The organism is Pseudomonas sp. 10C3 (assembly GCF_036346185.1).
Classification (GTDB): domain Bacteria; phylum Pseudomonadota; class Gammaproteobacteria; order Pseudomonadales; family Pseudomonadaceae; genus Aquipseudomonas.
Genome location: NZ_JASJVE010000044.1, coordinates 1 through 15,591, shown reverse-complemented (window position 1 = coordinate 15,591; position 15,591 = coordinate 1). Strand labels below are relative to the sequence as shown.

Annotated in this window: 15 protein-coding genes and 1 pseudogene; 9 read left to right on the top strand and 7 right to left on the bottom strand. The window is 56.3% G+C overall.

Annotated features, from left to right (window positions below; genetic code table 11):
* The first annotated feature begins 92 nt into the window (after positions 1–92).
* On the top strand, positions 93–380 hold the full coding sequence (locus tag QN399_RS25625) for a hypothetical protein (RefSeq protein WP_330201875.1): 288 nt from the start codon (positions 93–95) through the stop codon (positions 378–380).
* Positions 381–717: 337 nt separating this feature from the next.
* Positions 718–867, top strand: a pseudogene (gene tnpB / locus QN399_RS25620) (IS66 family insertion sequence element accessory protein TnpB); the annotation flags it as partial.
* A 9-nt stretch (positions 868–876) separates the two neighbouring features.
* Here the strand turns inward: tnpB and QN399_RS25615 are convergent.
* Positions 877–1,752 carry a LysR family transcriptional regulator gene (locus QN399_RS25615; protein WP_330201874.1) on the bottom strand — a complete coding sequence of 292 codons (876 nt, stop codon included), beginning with the start codon at positions 1,750–1,752 and terminating at the stop codon, positions 877–879.
* A 120-nt stretch (positions 1,753–1,872) separates the two neighbouring features.
* Between QN399_RS25615 and QN399_RS25610 the strand changes: the two genes are divergently transcribed.
* Positions 1,873–2,883 (top strand): MBL fold metallo-hydrolase, encoded by a 1,011-nt coding sequence (locus QN399_RS25610; RefSeq protein WP_330201873.1) that lies wholly within the window; start codon positions 1,873–1,875, stop codon positions 2,881–2,883.
* Positions 2,884–3,819: 936 nt separating this feature from the next.
* Here QN399_RS25610 and QN399_RS25605 read toward each other — a convergent pair.
* Genes QN399_RS25605 through QN399_RS25595 form a run of 3 tightly spaced genes read right to left on the bottom strand, consistent with a single transcriptional unit; the run spans position 3,820 to position 6,162 of the window.
* Positions 3,820–5,127, bottom strand: a complete 1,308-nt coding sequence (locus QN399_RS25605) for an ATP-binding protein (RefSeq protein ID WP_330201872.1) — start codon at positions 5,125–5,127, stop codon at positions 3,820–3,822.
* Between the two features lie 56 nt (positions 5,128–5,183).
* Positions 5,184–5,885 (bottom strand): response regulator transcription factor, encoded by a 702-nt coding sequence (locus tag QN399_RS25600; RefSeq protein WP_330201871.1) that lies wholly within the window; start codon positions 5,883–5,885, stop codon positions 5,184–5,186.
* Entirely contained in the window at positions 5,857–6,162 is a 306-nt protein-coding gene (locus tag QN399_RS25595; RefSeq protein WP_330201870.1) for a hypothetical protein, read from the bottom strand. The genes QN399_RS25600 and QN399_RS25595 overlap by 29 nt, the downstream gene beginning before the upstream one ends.
* Here QN399_RS25595 and QN399_RS25590 point away from each other — a divergent pair.
* From QN399_RS25590 to QN399_RS25565, 6 genes are read left to right on the top strand one after another with little or no spacing between them, the layout of a single operon-like run.
* Entirely contained in the window at positions 6,161–7,585 is a 1,425-nt protein-coding gene (locus tag QN399_RS25590) for an MFS transporter (RefSeq protein ID WP_330201869.1), read from the top strand. The genes QN399_RS25595 and QN399_RS25590 overlap by 2 nt on opposite strands.
* Positions 7,485–8,864, top strand: coding sequence for an efflux RND transporter periplasmic adaptor subunit (locus QN399_RS25585; protein ID WP_330201868.1), 1,380 nt, complete (start codon positions 7,485–7,487; stop codon positions 8,862–8,864). The genes QN399_RS25590 and QN399_RS25585 overlap by 101 nt, the downstream gene beginning before the upstream one ends.
* Entirely contained in the window at positions 8,864–11,986 is a 3,123-nt protein-coding gene (locus tag QN399_RS25580) for an efflux RND transporter permease subunit (protein ID WP_330201867.1), read from the top strand. The genes QN399_RS25585 and QN399_RS25580 overlap by 1 nt, the downstream gene beginning before the upstream one ends.
* On the top strand, positions 11,979–12,182 hold the full coding sequence (locus QN399_RS25575) for a hypothetical protein (RefSeq protein ID WP_330201886.1): 204 nt from the start codon (positions 11,979–11,981) through the stop codon (positions 12,180–12,182). The genes QN399_RS25580 and QN399_RS25575 overlap by 8 nt, the downstream gene beginning before the upstream one ends.
* Positions 12,095–12,604: a TolC family protein gene (locus tag QN399_RS25570; RefSeq protein WP_330201866.1), complete on the top strand. Its 510-nt coding sequence runs from the start codon at positions 12,095–12,097 to the stop codon at positions 12,602–12,604. Before QN399_RS25575 ends, QN399_RS25570 begins: the two co-directional genes overlap by 88 nt.
* The gene (locus QN399_RS25565) at positions 12,595–13,353 is read left to right on the top strand and encodes an efflux transporter outer membrane subunit (RefSeq protein ID WP_330201885.1); all 759 of its coding nucleotides are present in this window, start codon (positions 12,595–12,597) and stop codon (positions 13,351–13,353) included. Before QN399_RS25570 ends, QN399_RS25565 begins: the two co-directional genes overlap by 10 nt.
* Positions 13,354–13,502: 149 nt before the next feature.
* Here QN399_RS25565 and QN399_RS25560 read toward each other — a convergent pair whose 3' ends face one another.
* Genes QN399_RS25560 through QN399_RS25550 form a run of 3 tightly spaced genes read right to left on the bottom strand, consistent with a single transcriptional unit; the run spans position 13,503 to position 15,378 of the window.
* On the bottom strand, positions 13,503–14,327 hold the full coding sequence (locus tag QN399_RS25560; protein WP_330201865.1) for a DUF4198 domain-containing protein: 825 nt from the start codon (positions 14,325–14,327) through the stop codon (positions 13,503–13,505).
* An 8-nt stretch (positions 14,328–14,335) separates the two neighbouring features.
* Positions 14,336–14,659, bottom strand: coding sequence for a hypothetical protein (locus QN399_RS25555; RefSeq protein WP_330201864.1), 324 nt, complete (start codon positions 14,657–14,659; stop codon positions 14,336–14,338).
* A gap of 41 nt (positions 14,660–14,700) precedes the next feature.
* A complete protein-coding gene (locus QN399_RS25550) occupies positions 14,701–15,378 on the bottom strand; it encodes a metal ABC transporter solute-binding protein, Zn/Mn family (protein ID WP_330201863.1) in 678 nt (225 codons plus the stop codon).
* Positions 15,379–15,591: the final 213 nt, after the last annotated feature.

Here is a 15,591-nt window from a genome sequence, read left to right as displayed (position 1 = left end):
GATCGATCTGCCAAGCGCCGCCAGCATTTCTCCGGGGCGTTGCTGATCGGAGCGCTGGGGTTTATCGCTTGCCCGCTAGTGGGGGCCAACCTGTGCTGGTGGTCTTGGCCCTGTGCGTCGCCACGGCGGGGATGCTGTCTGCGCTGTCGCTGTTCTGGGATATTATTCCTTCGGCATTCCTCGCCGGTGTTTCAGCGGCTGCGGCGATTGCCGGGATCAACTGCATGGGTAACCTGGCCGGGTTCGTGTCGCCGTACATGGTGGGTGCGCTAAATACCTTCACCAGGCACACGGATACAGGCTTGTATGCGGTAGCAGCGTTCCTGACGCTGGGGGCATTGTTGGTGTGGAGCGTGCCGAAGGCGCTGGCGGATCGTTGATCCCCGGCCGGACTGCTATAGATCCCGGCTTTCGCTATATTTCGGCGTCATCTCGCCCTTGTTAGCCAATTTATTCCTGCATTATGCCTTTGATCGTTGGATGGACAGAACGCGTCGCGGCGTGCCGTTTGAACGGTATGCCGACGATGGATGAGTGAAGTGGGCCTGACCATCAACGAAGAAAAGTCGAAGATTGTCCAATAGATTTACCGCAAGTCATTCAGTCACCGCCAGAGTGTCATTCCATGACCGTTGTTGAGGCGGGAAAAACCGAGCTGCGCATCACTGGCACGCCTGACCCGCAGACCCTGCAACTCATCTTGCAGCCGTTACTGCAATGATTGCTCCTCCAGCTGGAACCCGTATATGGATCGCCGCAGGCGTCACCGACATGCGCCGTGGCTTCGATGGTTTAGCGGCACTGGTGCCGACTCAACTTGAAGCCGACCCTTTTTCGGGGCAGATCTTTGCATTTCGCGGACGGCGCGATGATCGGTTACTCAGCCGCACGAATGAAGTGCTCGCGAAGCCATTGATGCGCGGGGTCTTCATGCGACCTGGGATGCCATGCCATGGCAACGTCAAAGGCGGGCAGATGAAAAGGCAGGGGCAAAATATCCAGACCGGCAGCATAACGTTGCAGCAGTCGAGTGGGGAGTGTCGCTACGCAGTCGGTATCGCCCAGTACGAGGGCTATCTGGTTGTAGCCAGAGACGGTCAGCACCACGTGGCGTTGATGCCCCGCACCTTCCAGCGCGTTGTCCACACTGCTCTTGAACTGACCCTCTTGGGAAACCATGACGTGAGCAAGCTTGCAGTACTCCTCGAGGCCAGGGTTTTCCGTGCCTCGGGGATGTCCCTTGCGTTGCGCCAATCGAAACTCGTCTTTGAGCAATAATCTGGATTTCAATGCCTCAGGCACTTGTCGCGCAAGGCCGACATACAGATCAATCTCACCTCGTTCCATCCTGTACGTCAGGTTCGCTTCTATCGGCGTAATAAAGCTCAGGCGTATGCCTGGCGCCTGATGTGCCAAAACCGACTGCGCGACGGTCAGTCCCACCAGCGTGAAGACATTGTCGTTCACTGCAACGACAAAATCGCGCCGGGCAGTGAGCGGCTTGAAGTCTTCACTCGAGGCAACCGCGCCCTGAAGATCCAGCAACGCCTGATGCAGGCGCGACTGAATCGCCAGTGCGCGGTCAGTGGGGGCCATTCCCCGACCCGCTTGCGAGGGGACCAGCAGTGGATCATTAAACAGGTCTCTTAACCGACCCAGTTGCGTTGATAACGCGGGCTGGCTGATGTTCAGTCGTTTGGCTGCGCGCGTGACGTTTCGCTCTTCAAGGAGTGCGTCCAAGGAAATGAGCAAAGGGAGATCCGATCGGCGGATATCCATATTCGGTATACCTCGTATAGGGAAAGGTAACTCACTGCCGCGACGATGAAGCTTTAGAGTCTGGACTGTACTGACTTTGGCAAGGAGAGACCTATGCGAGTGAACAGTTTTTTTATCTCGAGTGCACTGGCGGCTGCGATAGCGATCGCTGGCGCTTTTTCTTCGGGCGCCAATGCGGCTAACGATGCTCAGACGGCTCCTGCGGCGGCTGCCGCACAAATTCATACTCAAGCCCCTGGCGTCTATCGTTACCGCGTCGGCGATTTTCAGGTGACGGCACTGTCCGATGGGACGGTGCCACAGGATCTGCATGCGCTGCTGACCAACACCACCCCGGCTGAAACCGACGGTTTGCTCAAGCATGCGTTCCTGACCAGTCCGGTTGAGGCGTCGATCAATGCCTTCCTGATCGATACCGGCAGCAGACTTGTGTTGGTCGATACAGGCTCCGGCGCACTCTTCGGTCCAGGTAATGGCGGTAAGCTGCTCGGTAGTTTGAAATCGGCGGGCTATGCGCCTGAGCAGATTGACGACATCTTGCTCACCCATATCCACAGTGACCATAGCGGTGGGCTGGTGAACGAGGGGCAGCGGGTCTTCCCGAATGCAACCGTTCATGTGGGCAAGCCTGACGTGGACTTGTTTCTTGATCCGGCGAACATCCACGGCGTCAACGGCTATGACAAAAAGTACTTCGAGCAAGCGGTGAAGACTGTCGAGCCCTACGTTAAAGCGGGCAAAGTCGTCGCGTTCACCGGCGTGACCCAACTGTTCCCGGGCGTCAAGGCGATTCCAACGCCTGGGCATACACCTGGCCATAGTTTCTATCAGTTCGAGAGTAAGGGTGAGTCGATCGAGTTCATCGGTGACATCGTTCATGTCGCGTCGGTTCAGTTCCCTAAACCGAAGATCGCTATTGTTTACGACGTAGCACCCAAAGAGGCGGCGGCCCAGCGTGAGAAACAGTTCGCCAGTGCTGCTTCTCAGCGCGAACTGGTGGCGGGCGCTCATCTTCCTTTCCCGGGTTTGGGTCATATTCGGACTGAAAGCGACGGTGGTTTCACGTTTGTGCCGGTCGACTATCACGATCGTGATGGGCGCTGAGTTTCTTCTGCGAAACACCATCAGTGTTGCAGCGCTCTTTGGCACTCTAAATCAAAAAAATTACTGACCCGTTCGGTGTTTCAAGTCGTCGGGCTGGCCAACCCTGGCTATCTCGTAGAAATAGAAATTTCTGCGGTCCGTCCTTAATTGCAATAGAAGGTCTGCTATCGCTCTGATTTTGCCGCAATCCATTACGAACATTTGGATTGAGCAAAGCCGGGTATTCGAAAGCGCCTGTTGTCCTGGCTTACGGGGTTAAATATGCGAGTTAACGGTTTTTTATCTCGAGTGCACTGGCCACATCAATAGCGATCGCTGGCGCTTTTTCTTCGGGCACCAATGCGGCTACTGATGGCGACTCCTTCTGATCCGCAAGCTGTCTCTCACGTCGCCATGAAGCTGCGTGACTCAGCGCTCTACGATCCGTTTGCTTACGATTTTCTGCGTGAGCTTTCCACCCGCTTTTGGAGCCAGGCCTGCTGGGTCGGAATCTGCCTTGGCTGCTGGTAAATGGGGGAAAGGATCCTTCAAGAGGTTGGTTTGAAGAATGTTACTCAAGAGAAATTTTTCCTCAAACGATGGACTGCGCAAAACGTGATGGTCCAGATCGTACAGCCTGGGTCCCAGAGTCTGGTTTCGACGCTATTGGTTGGATCGTTAATATCCGGTCCGGTAGAAGGGACAATGGCTTACTTTCCGACTTACACGGCATTCCTGGTTTCGCCACCGGGTGAGTCGCGGGACAAAATAGTCGTAATAAGGCAGGAGCTGCGAAGGACCGCTGACGGTAGCGATTATGTCGAGATGGTTCCAGAGCGAAGTAAGCAATGGAGGACGTTCGGGCAGGCCGGCTTCCGGCCAAACGCGAATGCTCGGTCCAAAATTACTCGGTGGATAGGCTGGAGAGACGCGGATCAGCTCACCGAGGCCGAGTTCTCAAGTGCGTTGATGATCCGGCAGTAAGATCCTAAAGCACGCACCGCCAAGCGAAGCTGTTTGAACGGTTATCGTGCCGCCTTGACACCCAACGGCTCGACGACTGATCGCCAGGCCAAGGCCATAGCCTCCAGTGATCCGGTCACGGCTGCGATCCATTCGATAGAACGGTTCGAAGATACGTTCCTGCTCGCTCGCAGGCACCCCGTGACCGTCATCTTCCACGCTAATCCAGAGTTCATTGTCCCGGAGTTCGGCGCTCACCCGAACCTGTTTTGTGCAATACCGGATAGCGTTGCCGATCAAGTTATGAATGGCTCGCGCCGTGAGACGTGGATCGAGGCGGAAGTACTCTGGTGCGCGCTCAAGGTGAACGTTCAGGCTGAAACCTTTACTGTCTTGTTCGCCAATAAAGCCACCCAGGACACTGTCCAAATAAGCCACTACAGATATTTCCTGCACATCGACTCGCTGATAAGGCGAGCTCAGGCGAGTGTAGGAAAGTAGCTCATCGATCAGCGTATCCAGTTCCCGGACATGTCCTACCATTTGCTCCAATCGCAAGCGCGTGGGCGGCTCCAATTCGTCAGCTTGGACAAGTGCCAAGCCGAATTCCAGCCTTGAAAGTGGCGTACGCAACTCGTGCGATACTGCATTCAGAAGTTCCTGCTGCTGGCGGAGCAAAGCTTCTACGTCCTGAGCCATCCGGTCGAACACTTGGGCAAGTTCGCCGATGTTTGAACTGGGAGCGATTCCGGTTCGCTCGGTCAGGCTACCTTTTCCGAGCATCATCGCAGTATGCTTGAGCCGCTGCAGGTCTCTCCAATGGGGACGCACCCACAGCAATAGGCAGGCCAGCAATGCTGCGCCTACCAGGATATTCATAAGCCAGTAGATGATGTTGATGTCCACGGGAGGATCCGGTGTGACTAACATCAGCACTTTGTTGCCTGCCAAGGGCATCAAGGCCGCTCCCAATGCGCCATAGAAATCTAGCCGGACAGCATTGTTTCCTTGGTCGAGGGCGGTGCGTTCTTTTGCTGTCAGGCCTAAGTCGTCTGCGGGAATGACGCTGATCTCAATCGGTTTGAAATCTGCTTGTAACTCTTGCTCGAGCTCAGTCCAGGACGTTTGTGGCGTCTGTTCGAAACGCTGTTTGATGAGTTTGAGCGTGCCTCGTGCCTGCTCCAGGTTGTAGGTGATGCTGCGCTCATTGAACATCTGCAAAACCAGTCCTGGTACGGTGTACAGCGCAACGCCATACGTCACCAGCATGATCAGGTAGAGGCGGGCAAGCATTTTCAGCATGGCGGGTCATCAACTCTTTAGGTGTGGTCAGTTGCCATCATTTCAGGGGGGGGATGCTATTCCTCCCATTCGACACGGCTGAGCAGGTAGCCTCTACCCCAGACAGTCTTGATCTTGCGCGGATCGCCTGGGTCATCTTCGAATTTGCGGCGAAGTTTGGAGATCGCGACGTCGACCGAGCGATCTACGCCATTGAACTCGATTCCTCGCAGTTCCTGAATCAACTGCTCTCGACTGAGCACCTCACCTATACCCTTCGCTAAAACCAGCAACAAGTTGTACTCACCCGAAGACAACTCGACGTCCTGCCCACGCCATTGCACCTGGCGTTCTGACAAATCGATTAAAAGCTGCCCGATGACCATTCGTTTAGGGTCCTGGCGAGGATCAGCAGGTGTACTGCGCCGCAAGAGTGTACGAATCCGTGCCAGCAATACACGGGGTTCGCAGGGCTTGGCAACGTAATCATCGGCGCCGGTTTCCAGGCCCAGGATTTGGTCTTCGTTTTTGTCGCGAGCCGTCAGCATGATGATCGGCAGACCAGGCGCCTCATCGCGTAACTGCCGGCACACATGCAGCCCATCCAGCCCGGGCAACATAAGGTCCAGGAGGACCAGGTCGGGCCGGAATGTGTGCGCGCGCTCCAGCGCCTGATCCCCGCGATGGATCACGTTGACCTCGTACTCGAAGCGTTGCAGGTAACTGGCAATTAGCTCCGCCAACGCGGTGTCATCTTCGACTAGCAGAATCTTGGTCATTATTCAGGCCCGGCTGCAAAAGGTGAGCAGCATAAAGGGGGGCAGCATAGCGAAGACATCTCGGATTAGCGCAAAGCCTTAACACTTCTTCACAACTTCTCAACACTTGTTTACATGCGCGCACATAGGGTGCCTCTAGCATGGTCGGATGCTCTGAGAGAACGCTAATGCGCGCCGCAAATCCATCAAGGAATTCTTCTTTGTCTCCTGCAACACCTAATCGCTGGTTGGCTCTCTTATCGGTAATGGTGGCATTTTTGCCCATTGTGCTGGACATGACGATCCTGCATGTCGCCGTCCCTTCACTGACCCTGGCCCTGAAAGCGAGTGGTACCGGGGTGCTGTGGATCATCGACATGTACCCGCTAGTGATGGCAAGCCTGCTCATCCCGATGGGTACACTTGCAGATCGGATCGGCCATCGCCGGATGCTGATCACCGGGTTATGTATCTTCGCTCTCGGATCGGTGCTGGCCGCCTTTTCCCCAAACGTGGGCTTCTTGATCGGTACTCGTGCGCTTATGGCAGTGGGTGCGGCGATGGTCATGCCGTGTACGCTCGCGATTGTCCGCCAAGCCTTTGAAAATGATCGTGAGCGAGCCATTGCCCTGGGTCTCTGGGGCACCGTAGCGTCAGCTGGCGCGGCTATCGGCCCGCTGGTGGGAGGAGCGTTGCTGGAGCATTTCTGGTGGGGATCGGTTTTTCTGGTCAACGTGCCGGTGATGCTTATCGTGCTGCCATTGGTATATGCGTACAGCCCGCGAAGCTCGACCCACGGGAATGGCGACTGGACACTGCGCCAGGCGCTCGTGTTGATGCTCGGTATCATGGCGAGCGTGTATGCGCTCAAGTCAGCTTTTAAGGTAGGCAGCTCGGCCTATGTAACAGGTGCTGCATTCGGGCTCGGCATTCTTATGCTGGGAGGGTTTGTCCATAAACAGCTCCACGCCAGCCGACCCATGCTTGATCTGACGCTTTTTTCGAACCCGGCCATCGCAGCGGGTGTTGCCATGGGGTTCATCGTGATGGGGGCTCTTGCAGGCGTTGAGTTGATGCTTGCTCAGGAGCTGCAGTTCGTACTCGGACGTACACCCTTGGAAGCTGGAATTTTCCTGCTACCGTTGATGCTTGCCTCTGCTGTCGGTGGGCCTTTGGCAGGCCTGGCTTTGCGGCTGATAGGCCTCAGACTGATCGCGAGTCTGTCGCTGATGGTGTCATCCGCCAGCCTTGCGGCATTGGCGTTCAGCAGTCTCCATGCAGAAGGCGTTAGCATCGTTGTGTTGCTGGCTGCGTTGGGACTGTCCCTGAGCTTCGGGTGGACAGCGTCGTCGGTGGCGATCATGAGCAATACACCCATCGAAAAAGCAGGGTCGGCCGGTGCATTGGAAGCCACGAGCTACGACTTGGGCGCCGGACTTGGCATTACCGCTTTTGGGATTTTGCTGGCATCTACCTATCAGCGCACCATCCGTCTGCCTGGCGACCTCCCTGCGGATATCGTCGAAACCGCAGGGCAATCCATCGGCGAGACCATGATCGCTGCGAAAGCACTAGGCGCGGACAGCGCGAGGGAACTGGTGTTAGCCGGTCAAGCCGCCTTTGGCGCTTCACACAGCGTGGTGTTGCTTTGGGCTGCTGCCCTCATCGGAGGATTGGGCGTTATCATCTGGTTCATGCTGCGCGATCAGGAGCGTCATTGATCGTACGAAGGCCCTTGCCCAAGGCGTTGACACTTCTTTACAACTTCCCAACACTTGTTTACATGCGCGGTTTCAAGGGGCTTTAGCATGGTGGCATCTTCAAGAGAGCGCCATCATGCCGCCTGTACTCCGTTCAAACCCATACCGCCTGTTCCTGTGCATCGGGGTTGTTGCGCTGTCCGCCTGTGGCAAGCCGCCCGCTCCCCAAGAGATGCCGCCACCAAAGGTTCGTGTCGAAACAGTCACGCCCAAGTCGCTGACCATCACAACAGAACTAAATGGCCGGCTCGTCTCGCCACGCACTGCCGAAGTGCGCGCGCGGGTATCTGGAATTGTGTTGCAGCGGGTCTACCGCGAAGGCGGCGACGTCAAGCAAGGTGATGTGCTTTTCCGCATTGATCCGGCACCGTTGCAGGCTGATTTTGACAGTGCCGAAGCAGCATTGAGCAAAGCCGAGGCCAATCTTTATCAAACGCGCCTGCAAACCGGGCGCTATGCCGAATTGGTCAAGATCAATGCAGTGAGTCGCCAGGACTCGGAAAATGCCCAAGTCGCATTTCTCCAGTCCCAGGCTGACGTTGCGTCTTCGCGCGCAGCACTCAAGCGCGCTCGACTGAACCTGGGTTATACCACCGTCACCGCGCCCATTTCAGGACGGATCAGCAAGGCCTATGTCACCGAGGGAGCATTGGTGGGGCAGGGTGAAACCACAGCGTTGGCGACCATTCAGCAACTGGAGCCCATCTATGCGGATATTAATCAGTCCACCCGGCAAATCAGCGAACTGCGCCATTCGCTGAAACAGGGGCAAATGCAGCAGCTCGATCAGGGCCAGATCACGGCGACGCTGATTCAAGAAGACGGCACGCCTTACCCGTTGCAGGGCAAGCTGCTGTTCTCCGACCTGACGGTTAACCAGAGCACGGGGCAGGTGGTACTGCGCAGCCAGTTCCCCAACCCGTCCAAAGAACTGCTGCCCGGCAGTTTTATCCGCGTACGACTTGATCAGGCGCGCACGTTGCAGGGCATCACGATCGCCCAACGTGCGGTGCAACGCGACGCCGCCGGCAAGGCGCTGGTGCTAGTGGTCGATGCCGAGGGGAAAGTTCAGGAACGTGTAATCGAGCTTGGAGGCGTCCAAGGCAATCGCTGGATCGTGCAGTCGGGTCTGGCTGCTGGTGATCGTGTCGTAACGTCAGGGCTGCAACATGTCCAGCCCGGCATGACAGTCATCGCAGAGAAAGCAAATACCGAGACGGTTGCCAAGGAGCATAAGTAATGGCGCAGTTCTTCATTGGACGTCCGGTCTTTGCCTGGGTCATCGCACTGTTCATCGTGCTGGCAGGATTATTGGCGATCCCCAATCTGCCGGTGGCGCAGTACCCCAGCGTTGCCCCCCCTCAAATTGAATTGACCGCGACCTATCCCGGTGCCTCGGCGCAGACTATTGACGAAACCGTAGTAAGTCTGATCGAGCAAGAGCTCAATGGCGTGAATCATCTGCTGTATTTCAGTTCCAGCAGCAGTCAAGGCTCAGCCACCCTGACTATCACGTTCCAGCCAGGTACAAATCCCGAATTGGCCAAGGTGGACGTGCAGAACAGAATCAAGATGGTCGAGCCACGGCTTCCTCGTGCTGTGACGCAGCAGGGTATGCAGATCGAGGAAACGTCAGCAGGCTATTTGATGATCGCGACACTGACCTCCCTGGACGGCCGGCTGGATGAAATCGGGCTGAGCGATTACCTGACCCGGAACGTGGTCAACGAGCTAAAACGCCTTGATGGCGTAGGCAAGGCACAGCTATTTGGCTCTGAACGTGCAATGCGTATTTGGCTCGATCCGCAAAAGTTGGTGGCGTTTGCCCTGACGCCTGCAGACGTGAACCAGGCAATCAGCGACCAAAACGTACAGGTGTCTGCAGGCAGCATTGGTGATCTGCCGGCTGCCACGGGTCAGGAGTTGACCGCGACCGTCCTGGTCAGGGGCCAGCTGAGCACACCGAAAGAGTTTGCCAGCATCATGCTCAAGGCTAAAACCAATGGCTCCAACGTGACCCTGGGTGATGTCGCACGCGTCGAGGTGGGCGGGCAGAACTACAATTTTGCGACACGCCTGAACGGCAAGGCCTCGGTCGCATTTGGTGTGCAGCTGGCGCCGTCGGCGAATGCCCTCCACACCGCTACGCTTGTGCAGAACAAGCTGGAAGAGCTGTCCCGGTATTTCCCGGCAGGAGTCAAATACGACATTCCTTACGACACGTCGCCGTTCGTGAAAATATCCATCACTAAAGTCATCCACACGCTGCTTGAGGCTATGGTTCTGGTATTCATCGTGATGTTCGTTTTCCTGCAGAACATCCGATACACGCTGATTCCCGCACTCGTCGTCCCCGTGGCACTTATGGGTACGTTCGGGGTTATGTTTCTGCTTGGCTTTTCGATCAACGTGCTGACGCTGTTCGGCATGGTGCTGGCCATCGGCATCCTCGTGGATGATGCTATCGTTGTGGTGGAGAACGTCGAGCGTTTAATGGTGCATGAGGGACTGTCGCCCAAAGACGCCACGCGCAAGGCCATGGGCGAGATCAGCAACGCGATTATAGGCATCACCTTGGTATTGACTGCCGTTTTCATACCGATGGCATTTATGCCGGGTTCGGTGGGTGTGATTTACCAACAATTCTCCATTTCCATGGCTGTAGCGATCCTGTTCTCGGCATTTTTGGCCCTGAGCCTGACCCCTGCCTTGTGCGCAACGCTACTCAAGCCGATCCCGCAGGGTAATCATCATGAGAAGAAAGGCTTTTTTGGATGGTTCAACCGCCGCTTCGAGCAAGCCAGTGACGGCTATGAAGGTTGGGTGCGCAGCGCCGTGCGACAGGTTGGCCGCTACATGTTTGTTTTCCTGATACTAGTGGGGTTGATGGGTTATCTGTTCAGCCGTCTGCCGTCCTCATTCCTGCCTGTAGAGGATCAAGGCTACATCATCACCGACGTCCAGCTACCGCCAGGCGCGAGTCAGAGTCGCACCATCGAGATCGTAAAACAGATCGAGGCGCATAACGCCAAGGAGCCTAGTATCGCCAATACGGTGATAATTCTTGGCTTCAGCTTTTCGGGCAGCGGACAGAATGCCGCGCTGGCATTCACCACACTTAAAGACTGGTCGCAGCGTAAAGCCGAGGACTCTGCGCAAGCCATTGCTGACCGTGCCAGTGCAGTATCTTCGGGTTTGCAGGATGCCATTGCATTCACCCTATTGCCGCCACCGGTGGAAGGGCTAGGGACCTCGGGCGGTTTCGAAGTCCGGTTGCAGGACCGGAGTGGGCAGGGCTACGACGCTCTCCATCAAGCCCGAGATGATCTGCTGGGCAAGGTCAGCGAAAGCCCGGTGCTTCAGAACGTACGCGAGGCGTCGTTGGCCGAAACACCGCAGGTGAACATCGAAGTGGACCGTCAACAGGCGAATGCCATGGGCGTTTCTTTCGCTGACATCGCCAGTGTGCTTTCAACCTCGCTCGGCTCGGCGTACGTCAACGACTTCCCCAACCTTGGGCGTATGCAGCAAGTGATCGTCCAGAACGAAGGAGACCGTCGCCAGCAAGTGGAAGATCTCATGCGCCTTGAAGTCAAAAACAATCTGGGCGGCATGGTACCCGTGTCTGCGTTCGCGACAGCTAAATGGACCAAGGGCCCAGCGCAGGTCAACCGCTACAACGGCTATCCAGCAGTGAGTCTGTCTGGCGAGACAAAGCCTGGGCGCACTACCGGTGAGGCCATGGAGGAGATGGAGCGCCTGGCGTCAAGTCTGCCAACCGGGTTTACGCTTGAATGGACAGGCTTGTCGTTGCAGGAACGCATATCCGGCGGGCAGGCGCCGCTGCTGCTCGGGCTGTCAATGCTAGTCGTATTCCTTTGCCTGGCGGCACTTTATGAAAGCTGGGCCATTCCGGCCGCCGTGCTGTTGGTAGTGCCGCTGGGGATCATCGGCGCTGTATTGGCCGTCACCCTGCGTGGCATGCCCAACGATGTGTTCTTTAAAGTGGGTCTGATCACCATCATTGGTCTATCTGCGAAGAACGCCATCCTCATCATCGAGTTCGCGAAGAGCTTGCACGACCAAGGTATGGGCCGTGTCGAAGCCAGTATTCGTGCTGCTCGCCTGCGACTGCGGCCGATTGTGATGACGTCACTGGCCTTTATCCTGGGCGTGGTTCCACTGGTGTTTGCAACGGGTGCCAGTTCGGTAAGCCAGCAAGCAATTGGTACAGGTGTGATCGGCGGAATGCTGACGGCAACGTTCGTGGTGGTGTTCGTTCCGGTATTTTTCGTCTTGGTCATGGGGCTGCTAGAGCGGCGCAAACGTGAGTCCACTTCCAGAGTCCAGACTCATGAATAAGCTATCTTTGTTAGTCTTGTTAGGGGCTGTGGCGGGCTGCTCGCTGGCGCCCCTGTACGAACGTCCGACAGTGCCAATTGCCGCAGCGTTTCCGGGCAGCAAAGCCTGTTGCCGCAAAGCCGACAATTTTTCCGTGATCCCCGGCTACAACGCTTGGTCGAAATCGGACTCACTGCAAACCGTGACCTGCGGGTAGCGACCCTTAACATTGAGCAGGCTCGCGCTCAGTACCGCATCCAGAGGGCGGATTTGTTCCCTTTGCTGGATGCTATGGGCTCCCTCTCTCGTCAGGGTGGTGGTATCTACAGTACACGTGCGGGCCATAGTAAAGTCAGCAGCCTATACAACGTGGGCATCGGCCTGAGTGCATACGAGCTGGACCTGTTCGGTCGAGTGCGCAATCTGGCTGATGCTCAGCTCAATGAATACCTGGCTGTTAGCGAGATTCGGAAGGCCGTTGCGTTGTCGCTGATCGCGGAAATCGCTACGGCTCACATCAATCAGCGCGCGTTGAGCGAGCGCATCGAGATCACTCAGATGGCTCTGAGAAGCCGCGACGAGGGGCTTGTGCTCATACGCCATCGGTTGGAGCTGAAGTCAGTTCAGATCTGGATCTGAGCCAGGCTGAAACTCAGCTTGAAAGCGCGCGCAGTGACCTTGCTTTGCTTGACCGGAGTCTGGCTCAGGCGGACAACGCATTGGCGCTTCTGATCGGGCGCGAGATACCCGCCGACGTGCCTGCGCCGTTGCCTTTCGCTGAACAAGGGCTGAGCCAACCTTTGGTGGCGGGACTTCCATCGGAGCTGATAGAGCGTCGTCCGGATATCCAGGCCGCTGAAAAGCGGCTGCAGGCGGCCTACGCCAACATCGGTGCGGCCAAGGCTGCGTTCTTCCCGAGAATTACCCTGACCTCTAGTATTGGCTCAGCCAGCAGTGAGCTCGATGGTCTGTTCGCCGTTGGCAGCCGGACCTGGAATTTCGCACCGCAGATTCAGATTCCGTTATTCAACGCGGGGGGCAACCGCGCAGTACGGGATGTGGCCAATGTGCAGCGCGATCTTAGAATGGCTGACTACGAGAAAAAAATTCAAGTGGCATTCCGCGAGGTGGCGGATGAGCTGGTGGCTCGCGAGCCCTTGCAACGTCTATTAACGGCCCAGGAACGACAGCTGCAATCTGCCCAGCGCAGCTCAATGTTGGCTGACCGGCGCTATCAGATGGGCTTGGACGGTTATCTGTTGAAGCTCGACAGTGATCGCACGCTGTACGCCTCTCAAACCACGTTGGTGGACGCGAGGATTCAATTGGCGTTGTCGCAGGTGAAGTTATTCAAAAGCTTGGGCGGGGTATGGCCCAGCTCCCTTTGAGTCCTTCGCTGCGCCGCAATGACCCTCGCTGACCCATGATGGGCATTGAGCTGAAAAATTGGCTCGGAGCGACTTGGTGTCGCTCCAGGAACCAGCGAATGAAATCTCATATTTCTCAGCGTAAGCACTGCCTTCCTACGCAGCTAGTGTCATTTCATATCTTTGGCCTGCACCCACAGCACCGCGTCTTGTGACAGGGGTTTGCCTTGATAGGTTTTTGTTGCACCGATATCGAGCGCTGCAATGCCCCACCATCCAGCCCGGGGTAGGCCGATGGTCACGATGCCCTGAGAGTCCGCGTACGCCGTCAAGGCTTTGAACGAAGCTTGAGGTGCGGTTACATAGTCTTTCTTGCCGAATGAGTTTTTCCCGACATCAACGGAATGGTTGATGTATTCGATTTCGATCTCGGCGAACGGAACGGGCTTGCCGTCAGCCAGCACCACGCCGCGGAACACTCCGCCCGTCCAGTTTGCATAAGGCTTGCTGAGTGGCTGGATCTCAACCGGCAACCCCTGCGGCTCTGCCCAGTCACCGGGTACTCCGCCCACGTTCACGATTAGCTTGGTGAACTGTTGGATATAGGCGTCTTCCTCGGTTTCCAGGTAAGGCTCGGGTTCGAGTACGAAGATATGGTCGCCCAGTGAGCGCACCAGGTTGCGTGGAATCGACGCACGGTAAGCGGTCACTCGGTTATCGCGACTCTGCCACTGGACAGGGCGCAAGTATTTGCGCAGATCGATCTTTTTTCCACCGTGCGCGCTGATTTCGCTGAAGTCGAGGGGCTCACCCATGGCCATGGTCGGGCCGCCTGAGAAGGGGTGCGTGAACACTAACGCGAACTCTAGATTGTCCGCGCGAGGCAGCGCCGTTTCGTCGATGTAGACCATCTGGAAATGGGCCTGTGCTGCGCCTGTCAGGCAGCCTAATGTGACGGGGGCAAAGGCTTGGAGCAGTCTTCGCTTGATCGGCATAATCGATTTCACTTTGCAATGTCGGATGATTGAATCGTGGCTTCATGGTTTTCTCCGCCCATGAACAACACCGAGTAGTTTCCAGCGGGAGGCTGGAACGAGTAGGTGTTGTCCTTGCCGACAACTCCTTCAAGCAACAACTTGTTGCTTGTGTTTTGGACATGGATTTTTCTGCCAACGGCCGAGCTGCCGTCGGTGTATCCCGCCTCGCACTTCACCAAGTCATCGCTCTCGAAGTAGCAGTCGAAGACGGGACCATGAGCAAAGGCTGCCTGGCAGAACAAAAGGGCGCCTGCTATCAGGATCCGATGTACTAAACCTAGGGGTTTCATAAAGCTTTCATCTCCACGGTCGAGGTCGATTGTTTGAGCGGCTATTTGTGATCGCCGCTGGTATTGGTGCCCGTTGGGGCGAAGGCCTTTAGCAAGGCATCCAGGTTGGAACTCAGGAGTGCTTCATACCCATTGGCCGCGTTGGCAAGCGTTCCCGGGTTGCCCGCATCCAATATCACTAATCGTGCGCCGCCATCCTCGATGGCCTTGACGATCTTGGCGTCCGGTGCCCATTTGTGGATCACCACATGGATGTCACGGTCGCGCAGGTATTGGGTGAGTGCGGTGCGGTCGGCTTCGGTCCAGTCGATGTCCTGCCGGACGAACGAGCCGTCGACAAAAATGCCGAACTCGTCGAACAGGTAGATGAATTCGTCGGCCAGCGATAGCACGCGCAGATCCAGCACTGCCAACATCCGGGCACTGTAGTCGACCTTGAGCTGACGCAATCGAGCTTCGAGTGCGGCGAGGTTGCGCGTTATCCGATGCGCATCGGAGGGGGACAGGCGTGCCAGGTCGACAGCGATAATTGCCGACATGCGCATGGCGTTGATGGGGCCTAGCCAGACGTACGGCGACAGTCCGCCATCGACGTCACGCGCGGAGGCCCAAGGAACGTCGTTCGATGGCAGGCGGGCCACAGCCACTTTGAATAATTTGATTATCCGATCAATGGCGCTACGAGTTTTATGCGGAAAATTATCCTTAATAAAAGTCACGAATTTTTAGATGATCGAAGGTATCTGTAACTTATTGAAATGCCGATATCATTTTTTCTAGTGAAGATATCTTTTTTTGTTAGCGGCCACAACTCATGAACATTTCTAACATAGCATCAGATTTAACATAATATACATTATGCGAACCCTTGGTTTTACCTCGAGGTGGGTGATACGCTGCCTTTCAGAACCAAAACGTCTAACTGAACTAAA